Source organism: Frigidibacter sp. MR17.14 (assembly GCF_037095735.1).
Classification (GTDB): domain Bacteria; phylum Pseudomonadota; class Alphaproteobacteria; order Rhodobacterales; family Rhodobacteraceae; genus Frigidibacter.
Genome location: NZ_JBAWKD010000004.1, coordinates 200,875 through 219,609, shown reverse-complemented (window position 1 = coordinate 219,609; position 18,735 = coordinate 200,875). Strand labels below are relative to the sequence as shown.

Genomic DNA, 18,735 nt, shown 5'->3' with positions numbered 1-18,735 from the left:
CCGCCCCGGAACCAGACCCCGCACCGCGCGACGACTGTTGGGCGCGCCGTGCAGCCGCAGCGCAAACCGGCGCGACTCACCCGTGTCGTCGCGGCCCGGACCCCGTGACGCAACGACGCGCGGCAGGGGCCATTGCGCGGTCCCGGCCAGCCCCTAGGCTCGGAGCCGCACGCCACTTGGGAGGGAGGCCCGAGCCATGGATTTCGCACTGGGAGAGGAACAGCAGGCGATCTTCGCCATGGCCCACGGCTTCGGGCAGGAGCGCATCGCCCCCCATGCCCGGCAGTGGGAGGACGAGGGCACGATCCCCCGCGACCTCTGGCCCGATCTGGCAGAACTGGGCCTGGGCGGGCTCTACGTCTCGGAAGAGGCGGGCGGCAGCGGGCTCGGCCGGCTCGACGGCACGCTGGTGTTCGAGGCGCTGTCGATGGCCTGCCCCGCCACCGCGGCGTTCCTGTCGATCCACAACATGTGCGCGGGCATGATCGACCGCTACGGCACCCCCGACCAGAAGGCCGAATGGCTGCCGAAGCTGTGCACGATGGAGACCGTGGCGTCCTACTGCCTGACCGAGCCCGGCTCAGGCTCCGACGCGGCCTCGCTGCGCACCCGGGCCGAGCGGACCAGCGAGGGCTTCACCCTGAACGGCACCAAGGCCTTCATCTCGGGCGGCGGCTATTCGGACCTCTACGTCACCATGGCGCGCACCGGCGGCGCGGGGCCGAAGGGCATCTCGACCCTGCTCGTGCCCTCGGACGCGCCGGGGCTCAGCTTCGGCGGGCTCGAAGACAAGATGGGCTGGCGCGCCCAGCCCACGCGTCAGGTGCAGTTCGACGACTGCCGGGTCGGGGCCGGGGCTTTGATGGGCGAAGAGGGCCGCGGCTTCAGCTATGCGATGGCCGGGCTCGACGGCGGGCGGCTGAACATTTCTGCCTGCGCGCTGGGCGCGGCACAGGCCGCCTTCGACGCGACGCTGGCCTATATGCGCGACCGGCAGGCCTTCGGCCAGAAGCTGACCGAGTTCCAGGCCCTGCAATTCCGCCTGGCCGAGATGGAGACCCGCCTGCAGGCCGCCCGCGTCTTCCTGCGCCAGGCCGCCTGGAAGGTCGACACCCGCGCGCCCGACGCCACCAAGGCCTGCGCGATGGCGAAGCTCTTCGTCACCGACGCCTGCTTCGACATCGCCAACCAGTGCCTGCAGCTGCACGGCGGCTACGGCTACCTCGCCGATTACGGGATCGAGAAGGTGGTTCGCGACCTGCGCGTCCACCAGATCCTCGAAGGCACCAACGAGATCATGCGGCTGATCATCAGCCGCGAGCTTCTGAAGGAGGCCGCGTGACCCAAGTGCAGACCGACGCCATCCTGACCCATGTCACCGGCCGCGCCGGTCGGGTGCATTTCAACCGGCCGAAGGCGCTGAACGCGCTCGATCACCCGATGGCGCTGAAGCTCGAGGCCGCGCTCGACGCCTTCGCCACCGACCCGGCGGTCGAGGTCGTGGTGATCACCGCCGAGGGCGAGCGCGCCTTCTGCGCCGGGGGCGATGTCGCCTCGCTCTACCACGCGGGGCGCGCGGGCGACCTGAAGATGCCGCAGGACTTCTGGCGCGACGAATACCGGCTGAACGCGAAGATCGCCGAATTCCGGAAACCGGTCGTGGCCTTCATGCAGGGCTTCGTGATGGGCGGCGGCGTCGGCGTCGGCGGCCATGCCACCTGCCGGGTGGTGGGCGCGACCACGCAGATCGCCATGCCGGAAACCGGGATCGGCCTCGTGCCCGATGTCGGCGGCTCGCTGCTGCTGGCAGAGGCGCCGGGGGCGCTTGGCGAATATTACGGTCTGACCGGCGCGCGGATGTCGGGGCCGGACGCGATCCTGACCGGTTTCGCCGATCTCTTCCTTCCCGAAGCCGACTGGCCGGCGCTGGTCGCGGGGATCGAGGCCTCGGGCCGGCTCGACGCGCTGCGCGCCGCGGCCGCGCCGCCGCCGCCCGCGCCAATCGCGGCCGAGCGGGCGATGATCGACCGCGTCTTCGCCGCGCCGACCCTGCCCGGGATCCTTGCGGCGCTGGCCGAGGAACCGGGCGAGTTCGCCGCCGCCACGCTGAAGACGCTGCGCCGCCAGTCGCCCCTGTCGATGGTGACGACGCTGGCGCTGCTGCGGCAGGTGCGCGGCACCGACATCCGCACCGCGCTCGACGCCGAGTTCCGCGTCACCTCGCGCGCGGTGGCGCAGGCCGACTTCCTGGAAGGCGTGCGCGCGCAGCTGATCGACAAGGACCGCACCCCGCGCTGGCGCCATCCCGGGCCAGAGGCGGTGACGGCGGCAGAGGTTGCGGCGCTGCTTGCGCCGCTCGAGGTGGCGCCGATCGACTTCGGCGCTCCGGCAAGGGTTGCGGCCTGACGGGCCGAAGGGAGAGGACGACATGAAGATCGCATTCATCGGGCTGGGCAACATGGGCGCGCCGATGGCCGCCAACCTGGCCGCCGCCGGGCACGAGGTCACGGGCTTCGACCCGGTGACCGCCCCGCCCGAGGGCGTGACCGCCGCCGCCAGCGGCCCCGCCGCCGTCGAGGGCGCCGAGGTGGTGATCACCATGCTGCCGAACGGCGCGATCCTGCGCGACGTGGCCGCGGGGCTGATCCCGGCGATGGCGCCGGGCGCGGTGCTGTGCGACTGCTCGACCGTCGACGTGGACAGCGCCCGCGCGGTGTCGGCGCAGGCCGAGGCCGCGGGCCTGTCGGCGCTTGACGCGCCGGTGTCGGGCGGGATCGGCGGCGCGGCGGCCGGCACGCTGACCTTCATGGTCGGCGGCCCCGACCCGGCCTTCGAACGGGTGAAGCCGCTCTTCGACATCATGGGTCAGAAGGCCGTGCATTGCGGCGCCGCCGGCGCCGGCCAGTCGGCGAAGATCTGCAACAACATGATCCTCGGCGTCACGATGATCGCCACCTGCGAGGCCTTCGCGCTGGCCGACAAGCTGGGCCTCGACCGCCAGAAGATGTTCGACGTGGTGTCGACCTCGTCGGGCTATTCCTGGTCGATGAATGCCTATTGCCCCGCCCCCGGCGTGGGTCCAAAGAGCCCGGCCGACAACGGCTACAAGCCCGGCTTCGCGTCAGAGCTGATGCTGAAGGACCTGCGCCTGTCTCAGCAGGCGGCGCAGGGCTCGGATGCCGACACGCCGATGGGGGCGCTGGCCACGATGCTTTACGAAACCTTCGTCGAGCAGGAAGACGGCCGCGGCACCGACTTCTCGGCGATGCTGCCGCGGTTCGAGAAGCGTCACCGCGGCTAAGCCCTTGATCGGCGGCCGTGTGCCGCCACAGGCGGAACCCCGCCCGTCGGGGTTCCACCGCAGGCTGACCCCTCTGGCGGCGGGAACGAAAGCGTGGTGAATGACGTTGATCTCGCAAGAAGCGAAGGAGACGCACCATGAAACGCAACATCTTTGCCGTTCCGATGCTGTCGATCGCACTCGCCACCGCCACTCTCGCTGGCGGGGCCGCGATCGTCGCCCCGACCGCCGCCGCAGCCAAGGACGGCTGCCCGCCGGGCCTGGCCAAGAAGCACAACGGCTGCCGCCCGCCGGGCCATGCCTGGAAACAGGAGGTCCGTCGCGAGTACCACCGCGACTACCGCCGCGATCGTGACAGCTATGCCCGCCGGGACAGCTATCGCGACACCTACCGCGACGGCTACAGCGAGGGCTACCGCGAAGCCCAGCGCGACAACTACTACGAAAACCGCCGTCAGGGCAGCGATCTCGACACCGCCGCGCGCGTTCTGTCGAACATCCTGAACTGACACGGCGATCCGAATCGGACGGCCGGAGGGCTTCGTCGGCCCCACCGGCTTCCCTCTGAAAGTCCGTGGCGCGTCGGCCTTCTGGTCGGCGCGTCTCTTATTGTCCGACGCCCGTGGCGGCCGCCGCCCCCGGCCTCAGAGCGGACGGATCCGCAGCTTGGCCAGACGGTTGTCGATCCGCTTCACCACCTGGAAGCGGAAGCCGTGGAAGCTGAACACCTGCCCCTCGGCCGGGATCGTCTGCGCCTCGTGGATCACCAGCCCCGCGACGGTGTTCGCCTCGTCATCGGGCAGCGACCAGTCCATCGCGCGGTTCAGGTCGCGGATCGTCATCACCCCGTCGACCAGATAGTCACCCTCTGGCGTGGGCTTCACCGGATGCTCGACCGTCGGGTCGAACTCGTCCGAGATCTCGCCCACGATCTCCTCGATGATGTCCTCGAGCGTGATCAGCCCCTGCAGATCTCCGTATTCGTCCACCACCAGCGCGAAATGGCTGCGCCGCTTCAGGAAGGCGCGCATCTGCTCGTCCAGCGTCGTCGTCTCGGGCACGAAATAGGCCGGCATCGCCACAGCGGTGATGTCCAGTTCCCTGAGCTTCGCCATCCCGCTCTGCGGGTCGCGCACCTTCTCGACCGCGCGCAGCAGGTCCTTCGAATGCAGCACGCCCACGATGTTCTCGCGCTCGCCCCGATACAGCGGCAGCCGGGTGTGGGGCGAGTTGATCACCGCCGACAGGATCGCGGCTGGCGTCGCGTCGGCGTCGATCATCTTGATCTGGCTGCGGTGCAGCATGATCTCTTCCACGGTGCGGTCGCTCAGGTCCAGCGCTCCCAGCAGCCGGTCGCGGTCCTCTTTCTCGACCACGCCCTCGCTGTGGCCGATCGCCAGCGCGCCCGCGATCTCGTCGCGGATCGACAGCATGTGGCCGGGGTCGGTGCGCACGCCGAACAGATAGAGGATGCCGCGCACGATCACCCGCACCACCGACACGATCGGCGACAGCACCACGACGAAGATCTTCACCGGCCGTGCGACGCGGGCCGCAAGGCTTTCGGGCTGGGTGATCGCATAGGTCTTCGGCAGCACTTCCGAGAAGATCAGCACCAGCGCCGTCATCACCAGCGTCGCCAGCGCCACGCCGGACTGCCCGAACACCCGGGTCAGCAGCGCCGTCGCCAGCGAGGTCGACAGGATGTTGACCACGTTGTTTCCCAGCAGGATCGACCCGATCAGCCGCTCGCTGTCCTCGGTCACCTCGAGCGCCGCGGCGGCACCGCTTTCGCCCTTGTCGGCGCGCGAGCGCAGCTTGCCGCGTGACGCGGCGGTCAGCGCGGTCTCCGAGCCGGAGAAGAAGGCCGAGGCGGCCAGAAGCACCAGGATGACGGCGGCGGTGGCCCAGAAGGCGAAGTCGAGAACGGTGTCGGTCATGGGTCCGGGATCGGGATGGGTCGCCCCGTTTATCGGGCATCGGGCCTGCCTTCCGCAAGGGCGCGGCGGCCGGTTTTCCGGTCAGCGACCGATCACCGGCGGCGCCGACTTCTTTACCATTTTTTTACCGACAGTCCTTTTCGGCGGGCGCGGCACGCGGCGCTGGATCGCGGCGGGCGGCGGCGGTACGAGGCGCGGCAGGGGCAGAAAGTGAAAATTCGATGAAGCGATGGCGGCTCGATGCCATCGGTCCGGTGCGGCGCGCGGCTGCACTGGGGCTGATCCTCTGCGCCCTGGCACTGCCCGCAACCGCGGGCCCCCAGTCCGTGGCACCTCGGACCGAGGCCCCCGGCGACGGCTGGCTCGGCTTCGGGCGGCTGCTCAGCGACGACGTCCTCGCCGGGCCGCATGACCGCTGGCGCACCGGCGCCTACCAGCTGTCGGCGGTCTTCGGCCCGCGCTGGGACGGGCGTCTGCCCGCTTCCCCCGGCACGGTGATCGAGCTGCGCCTGCGCGCCGAGGCGCTGGCCCCCGCGCGCCTCGCCTTCCCCGCGCCCGGCGACCGGCGCTATGCCGGGGTGCTGTCGCTGGGCCTGCACACGCCCTGGGCCATCGGCCGGTCCGAGGCAGAAGCGGGGCTCGACCTCGTGGCCGTCGGGCCGCAGACGGGGATCGACAGCCTGCAGGACGCGATCCACTGCGGCTTCGGCAAGCCGCTGCTGGGCGCGGACGTGCTGGCAGCCCAGCTTGGCAACCGGCTGATCCCCAGCCTGTCGGCCGAGATCGCGCGCCCCCTCGCGCTCGGTCGCAATGCCCGGCTGCGCCCCTACCTGGAAGCGCGCGCCGGCGACGAGACGCTGCTGCGCGCGGGGGTGGACCTGGATCTGGGTCGGCTGGAACCGGGCGCGCTCTGGTCGCGCGACACCGGCACCGGGTGGCGCTACCTGACGGTCAAGGGACCGCCCGCGCCGGGGATCAGCCTGACGCTGGGCGCCGATGTCGCCCATGTCTGGGACAGCGCCTTCCTGCCACCGGATGGTCCGGCCGCACGCGACACGCGGGTCCGCCTGCGCGCGGGAGTTTCAACGCGATCCCGGCATCTTGGCGTCTTCTATGGCCTTACCTGGCTCGGCCCGGAATTCGAGGGCCAGCCCGAGGGCCAGCTGACCGGTGCCCTGCGCCTGACGCTGGAGTTCTGAACCGTCAGGCCAGCGCCTTGGTGGCGGCGGTGATCCCCTCGAGCGTCAGGGGATACATCCGCCCGTCGAAGATCCGCCGGATGATCTCGGTCGACTGGGTATAGCGCCAGTGCTCCTCGCGCACCGGGTTCAGCCAGGCATGATAGGGCCAGGCGGCGCGCAGCCGCTCCAGCCAGACCTGCCCCGCCTCGGGGTTCCAGTGCTCGTTGGCGCCGCCCGGATGCAGGATCTCGTAGGGCGACATCGCCGCGTCGCCCACCACCACCAGCCGCCAGTCCGGGCCATAGGTGTTCAGCACCTCCAGCGTCGGGGTCTGCTGGTCCCAGCGCCGGGCATTGTCGCGCCAGAGCCCCTCGTAGGGGCAGTTGTGGAAATAGAACTGCTCGAGGTGCCGGAACTCGGTCTTCGCGGCGCTGAAGAGTTCCGACACCAGCCGGACGTGATCGTCCATCGAGCCGCCGACATCCAGCAGCAGCAGGATCTTCACCGCGTTCTGCCGCTCGGGCCGCGTCTTCACATCCAGAAACCCGTGCTCGGCGGTGGCGCGGATCGTGCCGGGCAGGTCCAGCTCTTCCCGCGCCCCCTCGCGCGCCCAGCGGCGCAGGCGCTTCAGCGCGACCTTGATATTGCGGGTTCCCAGCGCGACCTGATCGTCGAAATCGCGGAATTCGCGGCGGTCCCAGACCTTCACCGCCCGCCGGTGACGGCTTTCGTCCTGCCCGATCCGCACGCCTTCGGGGTTGTAGCCATAGGCCCCAAAGGGCGAGGTCCCGGCGGTGCCGATCCATTTCGAGCCGCCCTGATGACGGCCCTTCTGCTCGGCCAGCCGCTCCTTAAGCGTCTCCATCAGCTTGTCGAAGCCGCCGAGCGCCTCGATCTGGGCCTTCTCCTCGTCGGTCAGCGTCTTCTCGGCCAGCTTCCTCAGCCAGTCCTCGGGCAGGTCCAGCGCCTCGACCAGCGCCGCCGGGTCGATCGCGTCGAGCCCGCCGAAGCTTTCCGCGAAGGCGCGGTCGAAGCGGTCGATGGCGCGCTCGTCCTTCACCAGTGTCGCGCGGGCGAGGTAATAGAACCCCTCGGCGTCATAGGTGACCAGATGCGCCTGCATCGCTTCCAGAAAGGACAGATATTCCCGCAGGCTGACGGGGCATCCGTTCCGGCGCAGGCTTGCGAGGAACGGGCGGAACATCGGCTCAGCCCGCGCGCAGCACGACGATCGAGACGAACAGCCCGACCATCCCCAGGATCAGCCCGTGCGCCGCGGCATATTGCGCCACGTCGAAGCCCGAGCCGCCGCGCCGCTTCGCGCGGACGCCGCCCCAGAGCGCGCCGATCACCAGGCCCGCGATGCTCAGCATGTCCCCTCCCTTCGGTCCCGCCGCGTCCGAATGCCCGCCTCAGCCCTGCGCCGCCACCGCGGCGGCGGCCCGGTTCAGCTGCGCCGCGGGCGACAGCGCGCGGATCTCGGCCAGACGCCGCCAGACCTCGTCATCCGAGCCGAAGCCATAGCGCGCCCAGCCCAGACCGTCCAGCCGCACCGCCGCGGCGGCAGCCTTCTGGCCCTTCAGCTCCAGCGCCTCGGCCCGCACGAACAGAAGCGTCGCCAGCAGTGCAGCATTCTGCGCCTTGCGCGCCGCCGGGATCGCCCGGTCCGCGAAGATCAGCGTGTCCTCCGCCTGCCCCGCCGACAGCGCGAAGGCTGCCAGTTGCATGTCGACATGGGCGGCCTGGATCTCCATCCCCGGGTGCGAGCGGAAGATCAGCGCCGCGCGCAGGAAGCTGGTGAAGGCGGTTTCCAGATCGCCGTTCAGGCTGAGCCGCCCGAGGATGAACCACGAAAATCCCGCCCGCCCGTCGCGCCAGTGCTGGCGTTCGGCGATCTCGACCGCCCGACGCGCCGCCGACCGCCGCCCGGTGGCGGAAACCCCCGGCCCCAGCGCGGTCTCGACCGCCCGGACCCACTCGCGCGGGGTCTCGTCCGCCGGCGCGCTCTGGCGGACCTTCCCGCCGGCGGGGTTCACCCGTTCCAGCACCTTCGGCAGCAGCGCCGCGACCTCGGCCCGGGTCATGCCCGAATGCAGTTCCGGCGCGTTGTAGGTGCGCAGCATCACCATGTCGAAGCCGCTCAGAGCCGAGACGAAGTTGTCGTCGTTGAAGACGGTGTCATGCAGCGAATACAGGTCGTTCAGCGGCCCCATCGCCTGCGCCACCTCTTCGTGCAGGCAGTCGCGCACCTCCTGCGGCGAGGTATCGGCAGGGATGAAGACCGCCGCGCGTTCGCGCGTGGCCAGCGTGCCCCAGTCCATGGCCTTCGTCCGCCGCACATTGCGGTATTCGGCCCAGCTCGAGATCCGCGGCACCACGAAACAGGCCGCCTCGGGCACCAGCTTGTGCATCTCTGCCCGCGGCAGGAACTCGACGCTGACCAGCCCCTCGGCCGGATGCGGCGGGTTGGCGCCATCGGCCAGACGCACCGGAATCCGCGCCTCGCTCCGCAGCCGGCCGACCAGCGCCTGCGCCTCGGCCACCGCGGTCGGCGGCACCGCGCCACCCAGCCGCACCGCGATCGGCCCCTCGAACCGCGACAGCGTCGGCAGCGCCCGCCCGCTTTCCATCAGGAACGACAGGTCGAGGAAATCCCGCGCCAGCTCGGCATTGGCCCGGCGCGAGGGCGTGTCGGGGCGGCCGGTGAAGCGCTTCATCGGCGGCAGCGGCGGATGCGCGATCGCCACGGGGGCCGGGCCGGCCCGGCTGGCCTCGGGCCCGGCGGCACAGTTGGCAAGCAGGATCGACAGGCCAACCCCGGCGAGAAGACGGCCAAGGCGGCGGGTACGGGGGGCCGGTTGAGTCGCGACGGTCAAGGGAGGTCCGATCGGTGATATCCTTCCGGCTTAGCGCCGATCGCGCCGCCGGTCACCCGGCTTTTCGCCGCTTCCGCGGGAAGATGCCGGTAGCGTGATCGCCGCGGGCCAAACCGCTTCGCGCACAGCGAAAAGGGGCCCCGAAGGGCCCCTTCCCGTTCCGCCGCAAGCGGAAAGGCGGTCAGTTCACGACGCGCACGACAGTGCGGTTCGAGCTGTCGACGAGGACCGGCTGGCCGTCGACATAGATGTACGAATACTGCTTGGCTTCCGGCACCGGGGTCAGGGTGACGGTGTCCGGCACCACGACGCCGGTGCGCACGCCGCCGTCGATCACCACCGGGGGAACCGGGTTCGACTGAACGTAGGTGGTTACCTCGCGCGAGGGCGTGGCAAGCGAGCCGCCGACAGCGCCGACAACCGCGCCGATGCCCGCACCGACCGGACCGCCGACGGCCGCACCCGTGGCAGCGCCGCCAACGAAGCCGGCAGCGGCACCGGTTTCCTTGGCCGAGTTGTCGGTGGTGGTGGTGACGGTGGTCTGGGCGAAGGCGCCGGTGGCGGCGATGACGGCGGCACCGGTCAGGGCGAAGAGCTTCTTGTTCAGCATTGTCTTTACCTCATGTGCTATGGACGATGTCTCGTCCTGCGATGGTCAGACAACACCGATGCCCCGATTTCGGATCCACGGGATTTCGCAGATCGTGGCGGAAGATCGCCCGCCGGGCTCACGCCGGCGGGGCGGCCACCGGCACAAGCGACAGCCAAGCGTCTGATCAGACGGCCTTTTCCGTGCGATCACCAAGTGTTTCAACGCTGTCGGAATCCGTTTCCGCCGCGGCGGCCTCGGCCTCGATCGCTGCCGCCTTCTGCTCGACCAACTCGACGATGTGGTCGATCATCTGCTCGTTCGACAGCTTGTGGGCCTGCTTTCCGGCCAGATAGACCATGCCCGACCCCGCCCCGCCGCCGGTGAAACCGATGTCGGTCATCAGCGCCTCGCCCGGGCCGTTCACCACGCAGCCGATGATCGACAGCGACATCGAGGTGGTGACATGCGCCAGCCGCTCTTCCAGCTTGCCCACGGTGTCGATCACGTTGAACCCCTGCCGCGCACAGCTGGGGCACGAGATGATCGTCACGCCGCGGTGGCGCAGGCCCAGCGACTTCAGGATCTCGTAGCCGACCTTCACCTCTTCCTCGGGATCGGTGGACAGCGACACCCGCAGCGTGTCGCCGATGCCCATCCACAGAAGATTGCCCAGCCCGATCGCGGATTTCACCGTGCCCGAGACCCGGCCCCCCGCCTCGGTGATCCCGAGGTGGATCGGCGCATCCGTCGCCTCGGCCAGCGCCTGATAGGCGGCGGCGGCCAGGAACACGTCCGAGGCCTTCACCGAGATCTTGAACTCGTGGAAGTCGTTGTCCTGCAGAAGCTTGATATGGTCCATGCCGCTTTCGACCATCGCGTCGGGGCACGGCTCGCCGTATTTCTCCAGCAGGTGCCGTTCGAGCGAGCCGGCGTTGACCCCGATCCGGATCGAGCAGCCGTGGTCCTTCGCGGCCCGCACCACCTCGGCCACGCGTTTCGCGTCACCGATGTTGCCGGGGTTGATCCGCAGGCAGGCGGCGCCGGCCTCGGCGGCCTCGATGGCGCGCTTGTAGTGGAAATGGATGTCGGCGACGATCGGCACCGGGCTTTCGCGGCAGATCTCGCGCAGCGCCTGGGTCGAGGACTCATCAGGCGTCGAGATCCGGACGATATCGGCCCCGACATCGGCGCAGCGGATCACCTGCGCCAGCGTCGCCTTCACGTCCGAGCTGTCGGTGTTGGTCATCGTCTGCACCGAGATCGGCGCATCGCCCCCGACCGCGACCTTGCCCACCATGATCTGGCGCGACTTGCGGCGGTAGATGTTCTTCCAGGGGCGGACGTGGTTAAGCGACATGAGGGCCTCTCCTGATCGCGGCTGGGGCAGACGCGCCCTAGATACGCGCGCCCCGACGCAGCCGCAACCGCAGCCGCTTTCGCATTGGATCAAATATCCCGGGGGGAGGCCCGTCACGGGCCCGGGGGGCAGAGCCCCCCGCCTTGCTCGCCGCGGGCAGAGCCCCCAGCCTTGGTCGGTTTGGGCAGTCCCCATCCCGACCTCAGGCGGCGCGGATCAGGCTCAGCGGCTCGCCGGCGCGATCTGCGCCTCGGCGACATTGGTCGCCTTCACCAGATCGGGGTCCTGGTTCAGGTCGGCCAGCGCATAGCGCCCGGTCAGCGCATCGGCGGTCAGCGCGACGCTCTTCACCACCTGCGCGCCCGGCGCGGCGGGGCCGTAGGTCTGGCCGTTGACCGCGAAATAGACCGAGCCGGAGTTGCCGGCGCGCAGGGTCGGCGCCTCTTCCATCTTCGGAACGGAATAGCGCTCGCCGGCGGCGAGGATCTTCTCGAGCAGCACGGTGCCGTCCGCGGCAGAGACGCGCACCCAGCTCGGGCGCACCGCCACAACCTCGACGCCCGCGCCCGGCTGAGCCAGCGTGCGCACGGTGCCGGCCGCCAGCTGCTGGGTCTCGGGCTGCTGCGCGGCCTCGGCCGGCTGCACGCCAAGCGCCTCGGCCAGCGCGGCATCGATGCCGCCCCGCTGCCCCGGCATCTCTTCGGTCGTGCCGGCCATCCCGGCCAGCGCGCCGACGGTGCGCGGGTCGATCGAGGCGATCGGCCCGTCGCGCGGCACCATCACCGGCACGTCCAGCGTCTCGGGCCGCCAGACGCGGTCCTGCACCTCGGGGCGCGGCAGGTTCAGGCCGGCGGTCTGCACCGGATCGGTGTCGCCGCCCAGCGTGCGGGCCCCGTCGAGCGGGTCGATGTCGGCGACGATCGGCGCGGTCTCGACCGGGCCCAGCGTCACCTTCTGCATCTGCTGCAGCACCATCCAGCCGCCGTAGCCAAGGCCACCGGCCAGCGCCGCCAGCACGAGGATCGAGCCCACGGCGCCGGGGCGCACCTGCGCGAAGGCCGAGCGGCCGCGCGGCACGAAAAGCGCGTTCGGGTTGGCAAGCGGATCGCCCTCATGGGCGCGGCGGGCCTTGGCCGGGCGCGCGACGACTGCGGGCTTCGGGCCCGAGGCGGCGGCGGCAAGGCCATGCGCGGGCTCGAAACCGGCCTCGGCGCAGAAGCGACCGAAGGCCCATTCCGGGTCCATGCCGAGGTAGCGGGCATAGGACCGGACGTAGCCGGCGATGAAGCCCGGGGTCTCGAAGGCGCCGATATCGGCGTTCTCGATGGCGGCGATGTAGCTGGCCTTGATCTTCAGCTCGCGCTGGACGTCGAGGAGCGACTTGGAGAGCGTCGCCCGCTCTCCGCGCATCACGTCCCCGAGCCGCAGTTCGAACTCGTCGAAGCCCTTCGGCTTGTCGAGTTCCTGCGTCGAAGGAGCACTCCTCCGTCCGATCATGCGCCTGCCCCTACTGTCCCCAACGGTCGACGATTCGTCTTTTGCCAGTCTCGCTCGACCTATTGAGATTCCCTTAGCACAGGGCAAGGGGTCATGCATCCGCAGATGATCTCAGGCAGAAAGCTCGGCACGATTCAGCGCACAATGTGCCCACAGATTGTCCATCGCCGAGACCAGACGCGATATCTGGTTTCCGTCATGCACGGGCGACGGGGTAAAGCGCAGACGCTCGGTTCCGCGGGGAACTGTCGGGAAGTTTATCGGCTGCACGTAGATCCCGAACTGCGACAGCAGCATGTCCGAGATCAGCTTGCAGTGCACCGGGTCGCCGACATGCACCGGCACGATATGGCTGCCGTGGTCGTCGATCGGCAGGCCCAGCCCCTTCAGCCGCATCTTCAGCGTCCGGGCATTGGCCTGCTGGGCGTCGCGCAGCGCCTGCCCGCCCGCGGTCTTCAGGAAGGCGATCGAGGCCGCGGCCCCCGCGGCAACGGCCGGCGGCAGCGAGGTGGTGAAGATGAAGCCCGGCGCATAGGACCGGATCGCGTCGACCATCTTCGCCGAGGCCGCGACATAGCCGCCGAAGACCCCGAAGGCCTTGCCCAGCGTACCGTTGATCATGTCGATCCGGCCCGCCAGCCCGTCGCGCTCGCTGACCCCGCCGCCGCGCGGCCCGTACATGCCCACGGCATGGACCTCGTCGATGTAGCTCAGCGCGCCGAATTCCTCGGCCAGATCGAGGATCGCCTCGATCTTCCCGAAGTCGCCGTCCATCGAATAGATCGACTCGAAGGCGATCAGCTTCGGCGCCGCCGGGTCGTCGGCCTCCAGCAGCGCGCGCAGGTGACCCAGATCGTTGTGCCGGAACACGCGCTTGGGCGCGCCCGAGCGCTTGATGCCCTCGATCATGCTCGCGTGGTTCAGCGCGTCGGAATAGATGATCAGCCCGGGGAACAGCTTCGGCAGCGTCGAAAGCGTCGCGTCATTGGCGATATAGGCCGACGAGAAGACCAGCGCCGCCTCTTTCCCGTGCAGGTCCGCCAGCTCGGCCTCGAGCCGCTTGTGATAGACCGTGGTGCCCGAGATGTTGCGCGTCCCGCCCGAGCCCGCGCCGGTCGCGTCCAGCGCCTCGTGCATCGCCGCCAGCACCGCCGGATGCTGCCCCATGCCCAGATAGTCGTTGCCGCACCAGATCGTCACCTCGGAAGAGCTGCCGTCCGCATGGCTCCAGACGGCGGTCGGATAGGCCCCCTTGCGACGCTCGAGATCGATGAAGGTGCGATAGCGCCCCTCGTCGTGCAGCGTCTGAAGAGCGGTATCGAGAGCCTTGTCGTAATCCATCGTCATCTCCTGGCCGTCTGGCTTGGGCCGGTCCGCACACGCCCGCGGACAGTCCCCTGTCCACGGTTTGCCGTGCCGGATCTAGGGCCGTTTCCGGCCCCGGACCTTGATACCGATCAAATCATGAGTTTTCGACCGCGCAAATTGCCGCAAAAGTAGCATTTTCGGGAAACGCCCCCGCGACATGGCGTCACGGCGGCCCCGGATCACCGCTCCGGCGCCATCCGGTAGAGCACGCCGTCGTTCACCGACAGGAACCAGATCGCCCCGTCCGGCCCTTCGCGGATGTCGCGCACGCGGCCGGTCTCGGGCGCCTCGATCCGCTCTTCCTCCCATGTCGCGGGGTCCAGCCGGGCGATGTAGTCGAACTTCAACGAGCCTACGAAGTGATCGCCCGCCCAGTCGGGAATGCCCGCGCCGCGCAGCACCATGTGCCCCGAGGGCGCGATCGAGGGATCCCAGTAATGCGCGGGCGGCTCGACATCGGCGCGGGTGGCGCCGCCCGGGAAGGGCGTGCCGTCGTAGTTGGTGCCATGGGACACCTCGGGCCAGCCGTAATTCGCGCCCTCGCGGATCAGGTTTACCTCGTCGCCGCCGCGCGCCCCGTGCTCGGACAGCCAGAGCTGCCCCCCGGCGTCGAAGGCCAGCCCCTGCGGGTTGCGATGGCCATGACTGACGACGGTGCCGCCGCCGCCCTCCCGCGGGATGCGGATCACCGCGCCGATCCCGCTGCCTGCGTCCTGCGCCGGGGCGCCTAGGCCGCGCTCGCCGGTGGTCAGGTAGATCGCACCGTCCGGCCCCTCGGCGAGGCGCCCGCCGTAATGGCGCGTGGTGCTGCCGCCGTCCCGCATCTGCCAGAGCACCCGCAGGTCACGCAGCACCGTGCCGTCAAGCCGCGCGACCGCGACCGTGGTGCCGATGCCGTCGCCGGTCTCGGCGGCGTAGGAGATCAGGATCTCGCCCGCTGCCGCGAAATCGGCCGGCACCAGCACGTCGAAGAGCCCGCCCTGCCCGCCCGTCCGCACCTCCGGAAGGCCCGAGACCTCGGCCCCCGCGCCGCCCGTCGCCGGATGGCGGGTCAGCCGCCCGTCGCGCTCGGTCACCAGGATTTCGCCGCCGGGCAGGAAGGCCAGCGCCCAGGGCTCGTCCAGTTCCTCGACCACCGGCGCGATCCGCATCACCCCGGCCGAGGTCCGCACCTCGGAGGCCAGGGCAAGCGTCGGCAGCAGCGCCAACACCAGCCCGGCCATGCCCGCCCGCACCGCAATCACCGGCCTCGCGGCCCCCGGTTGCCCTGTCGTCATGGTCGCTCTCCCTCTCTGGATCGTCGGTTCCGGACCTTACGCGCGGCAGGCCCCTTTCCAAGGTGGGGACGCGCGCGGGCCAGGGAAGATGACGCGGCTGTCCTGCCAAGGCAGGACGCTTCACAACAGGGTCAACGCGCCGTAACCTCTTCGCAGGACAACGTTCCGCACAGGGAGTAATTCGATGAAAAAGCTTCTTCTGGCCAGCACCGCCGTGGCCCTGATGGCCGGCGCCGCAGGGGCCGAAGAGATCAAGCTCGGCGTTTCGCTGGGCTTCACCGGGCCGCTGGAATCCATGTCGCCCGACATGGAGAAGGGCGCGATGCTGGCGATGAAAGAGGTCTCGGACTCGGGCAAGCTGCTGGACGGTTCGACCGTCAGCGCCGTCCGCGCCGACTCGACCTGCATCGACGCCGCCGCCGCCACCGCCGCCGTGACCCGGATCATCACCCAGGACAAGGTGAAGGGCATCGTCGGCGGCATGTGCTCGGGCGAGACCATCGCCAGCCTGCAGAACGTCGCCATGCCGAACGGGATCGTGATGATCTCGCCCTCGGCCACCTCGCCCGCGCTCTCGACGCTGGAAGACAACGGCCTGTTCTTCCGCACCTCGCCCTCTGACGCGCGTCAGGGCGTGGTGATGACCGAGATCATCAAGGAGCACGGCATCAATTCGGTCGCCGTGACCTACACCAACAACGACTATGGCAAGGGCCTGGCCGAAAGCTTCGAGGCGGCCTTCAAGGAAGCCGGGGGCACGGTGACGATCAACGCGCCGCACGAGGACGGCAAGGCCGACTATTCGGCGGAAGTCGGCGCGCTGGCCTCGGCCGGCGGCGAGGCGCTGGTGATCGCGGGCTACATCGACCAGGGCGGCGCAGGCATCCTGCGCGCCGCGCTCGACACCGCGGCGTTCCAGACCTTCGTCTTCCCCGACGGGATGATCGGCGCGACGCTGGAAACCCAGTTCGGCAAGGAGATCGAAGGGTCCTTCGGCCAGAACCCGGCCTCGGCCGGCGCAGGCCGCGACGCCTTCCTGAAGATGGCGACCGACGGCGGCTTCGACGGCACGACCTCGTTCGCGGCGGAAAGCTATGACGCGGCGGCGCTGATCCTGCTGGCGATGGCCAAGGCGGGCTCGTCGGATCCGGCGAAGTACAAGGACGCGGTGATGGACGTGGCCAACGCCCCGGGCGAGCCGATCCTGCCGGGCGAGTTGGGCAAGGCGCTGGACCTGATCGCCGCCGGCAAGGACGTGGACTATGTCGGCGCGACCTCGGTCGAGCTGATCGGGTCGGGCGAAAGCTCGGGCTCGTACCGCGAGTTGGCCTTCAAGGACGGCAAGATGACCGAAGTCGGCTACCGCTGATCTTCCGGCCCGGGCGAGCAATCGCCCGGGCCGTTTCGCTTCCAGAACAGCCGATAACGGCGCGGACCTCGTGCATCGCATGAGGATCAGGGGGTAAGATATTGATCCAGGTTGAAAACCTGCACCGCCATTTCGGCGGCTTCCGGGCCGTGGACGGCGCGAGCCTGACGATCGCCAAGGGCTCGATCACCGGGCTGATCGGCCCGAACGGCGCCGGAAAATCGACGCTCTTCAACGTGATAGCGGGCGTCCTTCCGCCAACGTCCGGCCGCGTGCTGATGGATGGCGAGGACATCACCGGCCTGCCGCCGCACGACCTGTTCCACAAGGGCCTGCTGCGCACCTTCCAGATCGCGCATGAATTCCCGACGATGACGGTGCGCGAGAACCTGATGATGGTGCCCGGCGCACAGACCGGCGAGTCGATCCTGTCGGCATGGTTCGCGCGCAGCCGCATCCGCGACGAGGAGCGCGCGCTCAGGGCGAAGGCGGACGAGGTGCTCGACTTCCTCACCATCCCGCATCTGGCCGAGGAGAAGGCGGGGAACCTGTCCGGCGGGCAGAAGAAGCTCTTGGAACTGGGCCGCACGATGATGGTCGAGGCGAAGATCGTCTTTCTCGACGAGGTCGGTGCCGGTGTGAACCGCACGCTGCTGAACACGATCGGCGATGCCATCGTCCGGCTGAACCGCGACCGCGGCTATACCTTCTGCGTCATCGAGCATGACATGGATTTCATCGGCCGCCTCTGCGACCCGGTCATCGTCATGGCCGAGGGCAAGGTGCTGGCCGAGGGGCCGGCCGCCCATATCATGGAGAACGAGGCGGTGATCGAGGCCTATCTGGGCACCGGCCTGAAGAACAAGGTGACTGGGGGTGACCGTTGAACGGGCGGTTGACCGCAGGCCTGTTGCTGATCGCCGCCCATCCGGTCGGCGCGATGGCAAAGGTAATCGATTTCGAGTGTCACTTCGTTCGTACCTGCAGCGAAGCCAATGAATGTGGCCAGACCGATTTTAACCTCCAGTTCAAATACGATACGTCGACCTCCAAGGCCTTTATCATCGGCAATGCAGGCCTTTCGGAGGTCGAAGCCTACGGAGAGGGGCCGGGGCTTTCGTTCCTCGAACGACTGTCCAGTGGTGCCATACAGTCGACCACGATCAACCTCGCAGATCAGCGCGCCGTGCATTCCCGCCACACGATCATCGCTGAACAGGCGGCCTATTCGCAGTTCTATGGTAGGTGCAAGATACATGTCTAATGGCACAGAACCCTTCTTGCTCGCCAAGGAGATGACCGGCGGCTATGGCGCGGCCGACATCCTGCATTCCTGCACGCTGGCCGTCGAGAAGGGCCGGATCGCGGTGATCGTCGGCCCGAACGGCGCGGGCAAGTCCACCGCGATGAAGGCCGTCTTCGGGATGCTGCCGCTGCGCGCGGGCAGCGTCACGCTGGACGGGCGCGACATCACCGCCCTCTCGCCGCAGGCCCGCGTCGCCGCCGGCATGGGCTTCGTGCCGCAGGTCAGGAACGTCTTCCCCTCGATGAGCGTGGAAGAGAACCTGGAAATGGGGGCCTTCCTGCGCCGCGACGACATCGCCGACACCATCGCCGAGGTCTATGACCTTTTCCCGATCCTGAAGACCAAGCGCCGCCAGCCGGCGGGCGAGCTGTCGGGCGGCCAGCGCCAGCAGGTCGCCGTGGGCCGCGCGCTGATGACGCGGCCGAAGCTTCTGATGCTGGACGAACCCACCGCCGGCGTCTCGCCCATCGTCATGGACGAGCTCTTCGACCGGATCATCGAGGTCGCCCGCACCGGCATCTCGATCCTGATGGTCGAGCAGAACGCCCGACAGGCGCTGGAGATCGCCGATCAGGGCTATGTGCTCGTGCAGGGCGCCAACCGCTTCACCGACACCGGGGCCGCGCTGATGGCCGACCCCGAGGTGCGGCGCACCTTCCTGGGGGGCTGAG

The 18,735-nt window shown here is 69.4% G+C and carries 18 protein-coding genes; 9 read left to right on the top strand and 9 right to left on the bottom strand.

What is annotated here, in order from left to right:
• The first annotated feature begins 196 nt into the window (after positions 1-196).
• From V8J36_RS13245 to V8J36_RS13230, 4 genes are all read left to right on the top strand, one after another.
• Entirely contained in the window at positions 197-1,342 is a 1,146-nt protein-coding gene (locus V8J36_RS13245) for an acyl-CoA dehydrogenase family protein (RefSeq protein ID WP_336467771.1), read from the top strand.
• Positions 1,339-2,406: a 3-hydroxyisobutyryl-CoA hydrolase gene (locus V8J36_RS13240; protein WP_336467770.1), complete on the top strand. Its 1,068-nt coding sequence runs from the start codon at positions 1,339-1,341 to the stop codon at positions 2,404-2,406. The genes V8J36_RS13245 and V8J36_RS13240 overlap by 4 nt, the downstream gene beginning before the upstream one ends.
• 22 nt (positions 2,407-2,428) lie before the next feature.
• Entirely contained in the window at positions 2,429-3,301 is an 873-nt protein-coding gene (gene mmsB / locus V8J36_RS13235; protein ID WP_336467769.1) for a 3-hydroxyisobutyrate dehydrogenase, read from the top strand.
• 137 nt (positions 3,302-3,438) lie between these two features.
• Positions 3,439-3,810, top strand: coding sequence for an excinuclease ABC subunit A (locus tag V8J36_RS13230; RefSeq protein WP_336467768.1), 372 nt, complete (start codon positions 3,439-3,441; stop codon positions 3,808-3,810).
• 135 nt (positions 3,811-3,945) lie between these two features.
• Here the strand turns inward: V8J36_RS13230 and V8J36_RS13225 are convergent, their stop codons facing one another.
• Complete coding sequence (locus tag V8J36_RS13225) at positions 3,946-5,241, bottom strand: HlyC/CorC family transporter (protein ID WP_336467767.1); 1,296 nt, start codon at positions 5,239-5,241, stop codon at positions 3,946-3,948.
• A 221-nt stretch (positions 5,242-5,462) separates the two neighbouring features.
• Here V8J36_RS13225 and V8J36_RS13220 point away from each other — a divergent pair, with 221 nt between their 5' ends.
• Positions 5,463-6,440 carry a lipid A-modifier LpxR family protein gene (locus tag V8J36_RS13220; RefSeq protein ID WP_336467766.1) on the top strand — a complete coding sequence of 326 codons (978 nt, stop codon included), beginning with the start codon at positions 5,463-5,465 and terminating at the stop codon, positions 6,438-6,440.
• A gap of 4 nt (positions 6,441-6,444) precedes the next feature.
• On the opposite strand, the gene V8J36_RS13215 is transcribed toward V8J36_RS13220, so the two are convergent.
• The 8 genes from V8J36_RS13215 to V8J36_RS13180 all read right to left on the bottom strand — a co-directional run bounded on the left by V8J36_RS13215 (position 6,445) and on the right by V8J36_RS13180 (position 15,389).
• Positions 6,445-7,626: a vWA domain-containing protein gene (locus tag V8J36_RS13215; protein WP_336467765.1), complete on the bottom strand. Its 1,182-nt coding sequence runs from the start codon at positions 7,624-7,626 to the stop codon at positions 6,445-6,447.
• 4 nt (positions 7,627-7,630) lie between these two features.
• Entirely contained in the window at positions 7,631-7,795 is a 165-nt protein-coding gene (locus V8J36_RS13210) for a hypothetical protein (RefSeq protein ID WP_336467764.1), read from the bottom strand.
• Positions 7,796-7,834: 39 nt separating this feature from the next.
• On the bottom strand, positions 7,835-9,298 hold the full coding sequence (locus V8J36_RS13205) for a DUF2927 domain-containing protein (RefSeq protein WP_336467763.1): 1,464 nt from the start codon (positions 9,296-9,298) through the stop codon (positions 7,835-7,837).
• 181 nt (positions 9,299-9,479) lie between these two features.
• Entirely contained in the window at positions 9,480-9,908 is a 429-nt protein-coding gene (locus V8J36_RS13200) for a DUF1236 domain-containing protein (protein WP_336467762.1), read from the bottom strand.
• Between the two features lie 166 nt (positions 9,909-10,074).
• The gene (ispG, locus tag V8J36_RS13195; protein ID WP_336467761.1) at positions 10,075-11,247 is read right to left on the bottom strand and encodes a flavodoxin-dependent (E)-4-hydroxy-3-methylbut-2-enyl-diphosphate synthase; all 1,173 of its coding nucleotides are present in this window, start codon (positions 11,245-11,247) and stop codon (positions 10,075-10,077) included.
• A 222-nt stretch (positions 11,248-11,469) separates the two neighbouring features.
• Complete coding sequence (locus tag V8J36_RS13190) at positions 11,470-12,744, bottom strand: helix-turn-helix domain-containing protein (RefSeq protein ID WP_336467760.1); 1,275 nt, start codon at positions 12,742-12,744, stop codon at positions 11,470-11,472.
• 111 nt (positions 12,745-12,855) lie between these two features.
• Positions 12,856-14,085: a 5-aminolevulinate synthase gene (hemA, locus tag V8J36_RS13185; protein WP_336467759.1), complete on the bottom strand. Its 1,230-nt coding sequence runs from the start codon at positions 14,083-14,085 to the stop codon at positions 12,856-12,858.
• 206 nt (positions 14,086-14,291) lie between these two features.
• On the bottom strand, positions 14,292-15,389 hold the full coding sequence (locus V8J36_RS13180) for a PQQ-dependent sugar dehydrogenase (protein ID WP_336467758.1): 1,098 nt from the start codon (positions 15,387-15,389) through the stop codon (positions 14,292-14,294).
• A 184-nt stretch (positions 15,390-15,573) separates the two neighbouring features.
• On the opposite strand from V8J36_RS13180, the gene V8J36_RS13175 reads away from it, so the two are divergent.
• From V8J36_RS13175 to V8J36_RS13160, 4 genes are all read left to right on the top strand, one after another.
• The gene (locus V8J36_RS13175; RefSeq protein ID WP_336467757.1) at positions 15,574-16,758 is read left to right on the top strand and encodes an ABC transporter substrate-binding protein; all 1,185 of its coding nucleotides are present in this window, start codon (positions 15,574-15,576) and stop codon (positions 16,756-16,758) included.
• Between the two features lie 101 nt (positions 16,759-16,859).
• Complete coding sequence (locus V8J36_RS13170) at positions 16,860-17,645, top strand: ABC transporter ATP-binding protein (protein WP_336467756.1); 786 nt, start codon at positions 16,860-16,862, stop codon at positions 17,643-17,645.
• 8 nt (positions 17,646-17,653) lie between these two features.
• A complete protein-coding gene (locus V8J36_RS13165) occupies positions 17,654-18,022 on the top strand; it encodes a hypothetical protein (RefSeq protein WP_336467755.1) in 369 nt (122 codons plus the stop codon).
• Positions 18,015-18,734: an ABC transporter ATP-binding protein gene (locus tag V8J36_RS13160; protein WP_336467754.1), complete on the top strand. Its 720-nt coding sequence runs from the start codon at positions 18,015-18,017 to the stop codon at positions 18,732-18,734. Before V8J36_RS13165 ends, V8J36_RS13160 begins: the two co-directional genes overlap by 8 nt.
• Position 18,735 lies beyond the last annotated feature (1 nt).

Excerpts from the sequence above, each read along its gene's own strand:
- V8J36_RS13245 (WP_336467771.1), top strand. The coding sequence starts at position 197 with ATGGATTTCGCACTGGGAGAGGAACAGCAGGCGATCTTCGCCATGGCC.
- mmsB (WP_336467769.1), top strand. The coding sequence starts at position 2,429 with ATGAAGATCGCATTCATCGGGCTGGGCAACATGGGCGCGCCGATGGCC.
- V8J36_RS13230 (WP_336467768.1), top strand. The coding sequence starts at position 3,439 with ATGAAACGCAACATCTTTGCCGTTCCGATGCTGTCGATCGCACTCGCC.
- V8J36_RS13225 (WP_336467767.1), bottom strand. The coding sequence starts at position 5,241 with ATGACCGACACCGTTCTCGACTTCGCCTTCTGGGCCACCGCCGCCGTC.
- V8J36_RS13220 (WP_336467766.1), top strand. The coding sequence starts at position 5,463 with ATGAAGCGATGGCGGCTCGATGCCATCGGTCCGGTGCGGCGCGCGGCT.
- V8J36_RS13215 (WP_336467765.1), bottom strand. The coding sequence starts at position 7,626 with ATGTTCCGCCCGTTCCTCGCAAGCCTGCGCCGGAACGGATGCCCCGTC.
- V8J36_RS13210 (WP_336467764.1), bottom strand. The coding sequence starts at position 7,795 with ATGCTGAGCATCGCGGGCCTGGTGATCGGCGCGCTCTGGGGCGGCGTC.
- V8J36_RS13200 (WP_336467762.1), bottom strand. The coding sequence starts at position 9,908 with ATGCTGAACAAGAAGCTCTTCGCCCTGACCGGTGCCGCCGTCATCGCC.
- ispG (WP_336467761.1), bottom strand. The coding sequence starts at position 11,247 with ATGTCGCTTAACCACGTCCGCCCCTGGAAGAACATCTACCGCCGCAAG.
- V8J36_RS13190 (WP_336467760.1), bottom strand. The coding sequence starts at position 12,744 with ATGATCGGACGGAGGAGTGCTCCTTCGACGCAGGAACTCGACAAGCCG.
- hemA (WP_336467759.1), bottom strand. The coding sequence starts at position 14,085 with ATGGATTACGACAAGGCTCTCGATACCGCTCTTCAGACGCTGCACGAC.
- V8J36_RS13180 (WP_336467758.1), bottom strand. The coding sequence starts at position 15,389 with ATGACGACAGGGCAACCGGGGGCCGCGAGGCCGGTGATTGCGGTGCGG.
- V8J36_RS13175 (WP_336467757.1), top strand. The coding sequence starts at position 15,574 with ATGAAAAAGCTTCTTCTGGCCAGCACCGCCGTGGCCCTGATGGCCGGC.
- V8J36_RS13160 (WP_336467754.1), top strand. The coding sequence starts at position 18,015 with ATGTCTAATGGCACAGAACCCTTCTTGCTCGCCAAGGAGATGACCGGC.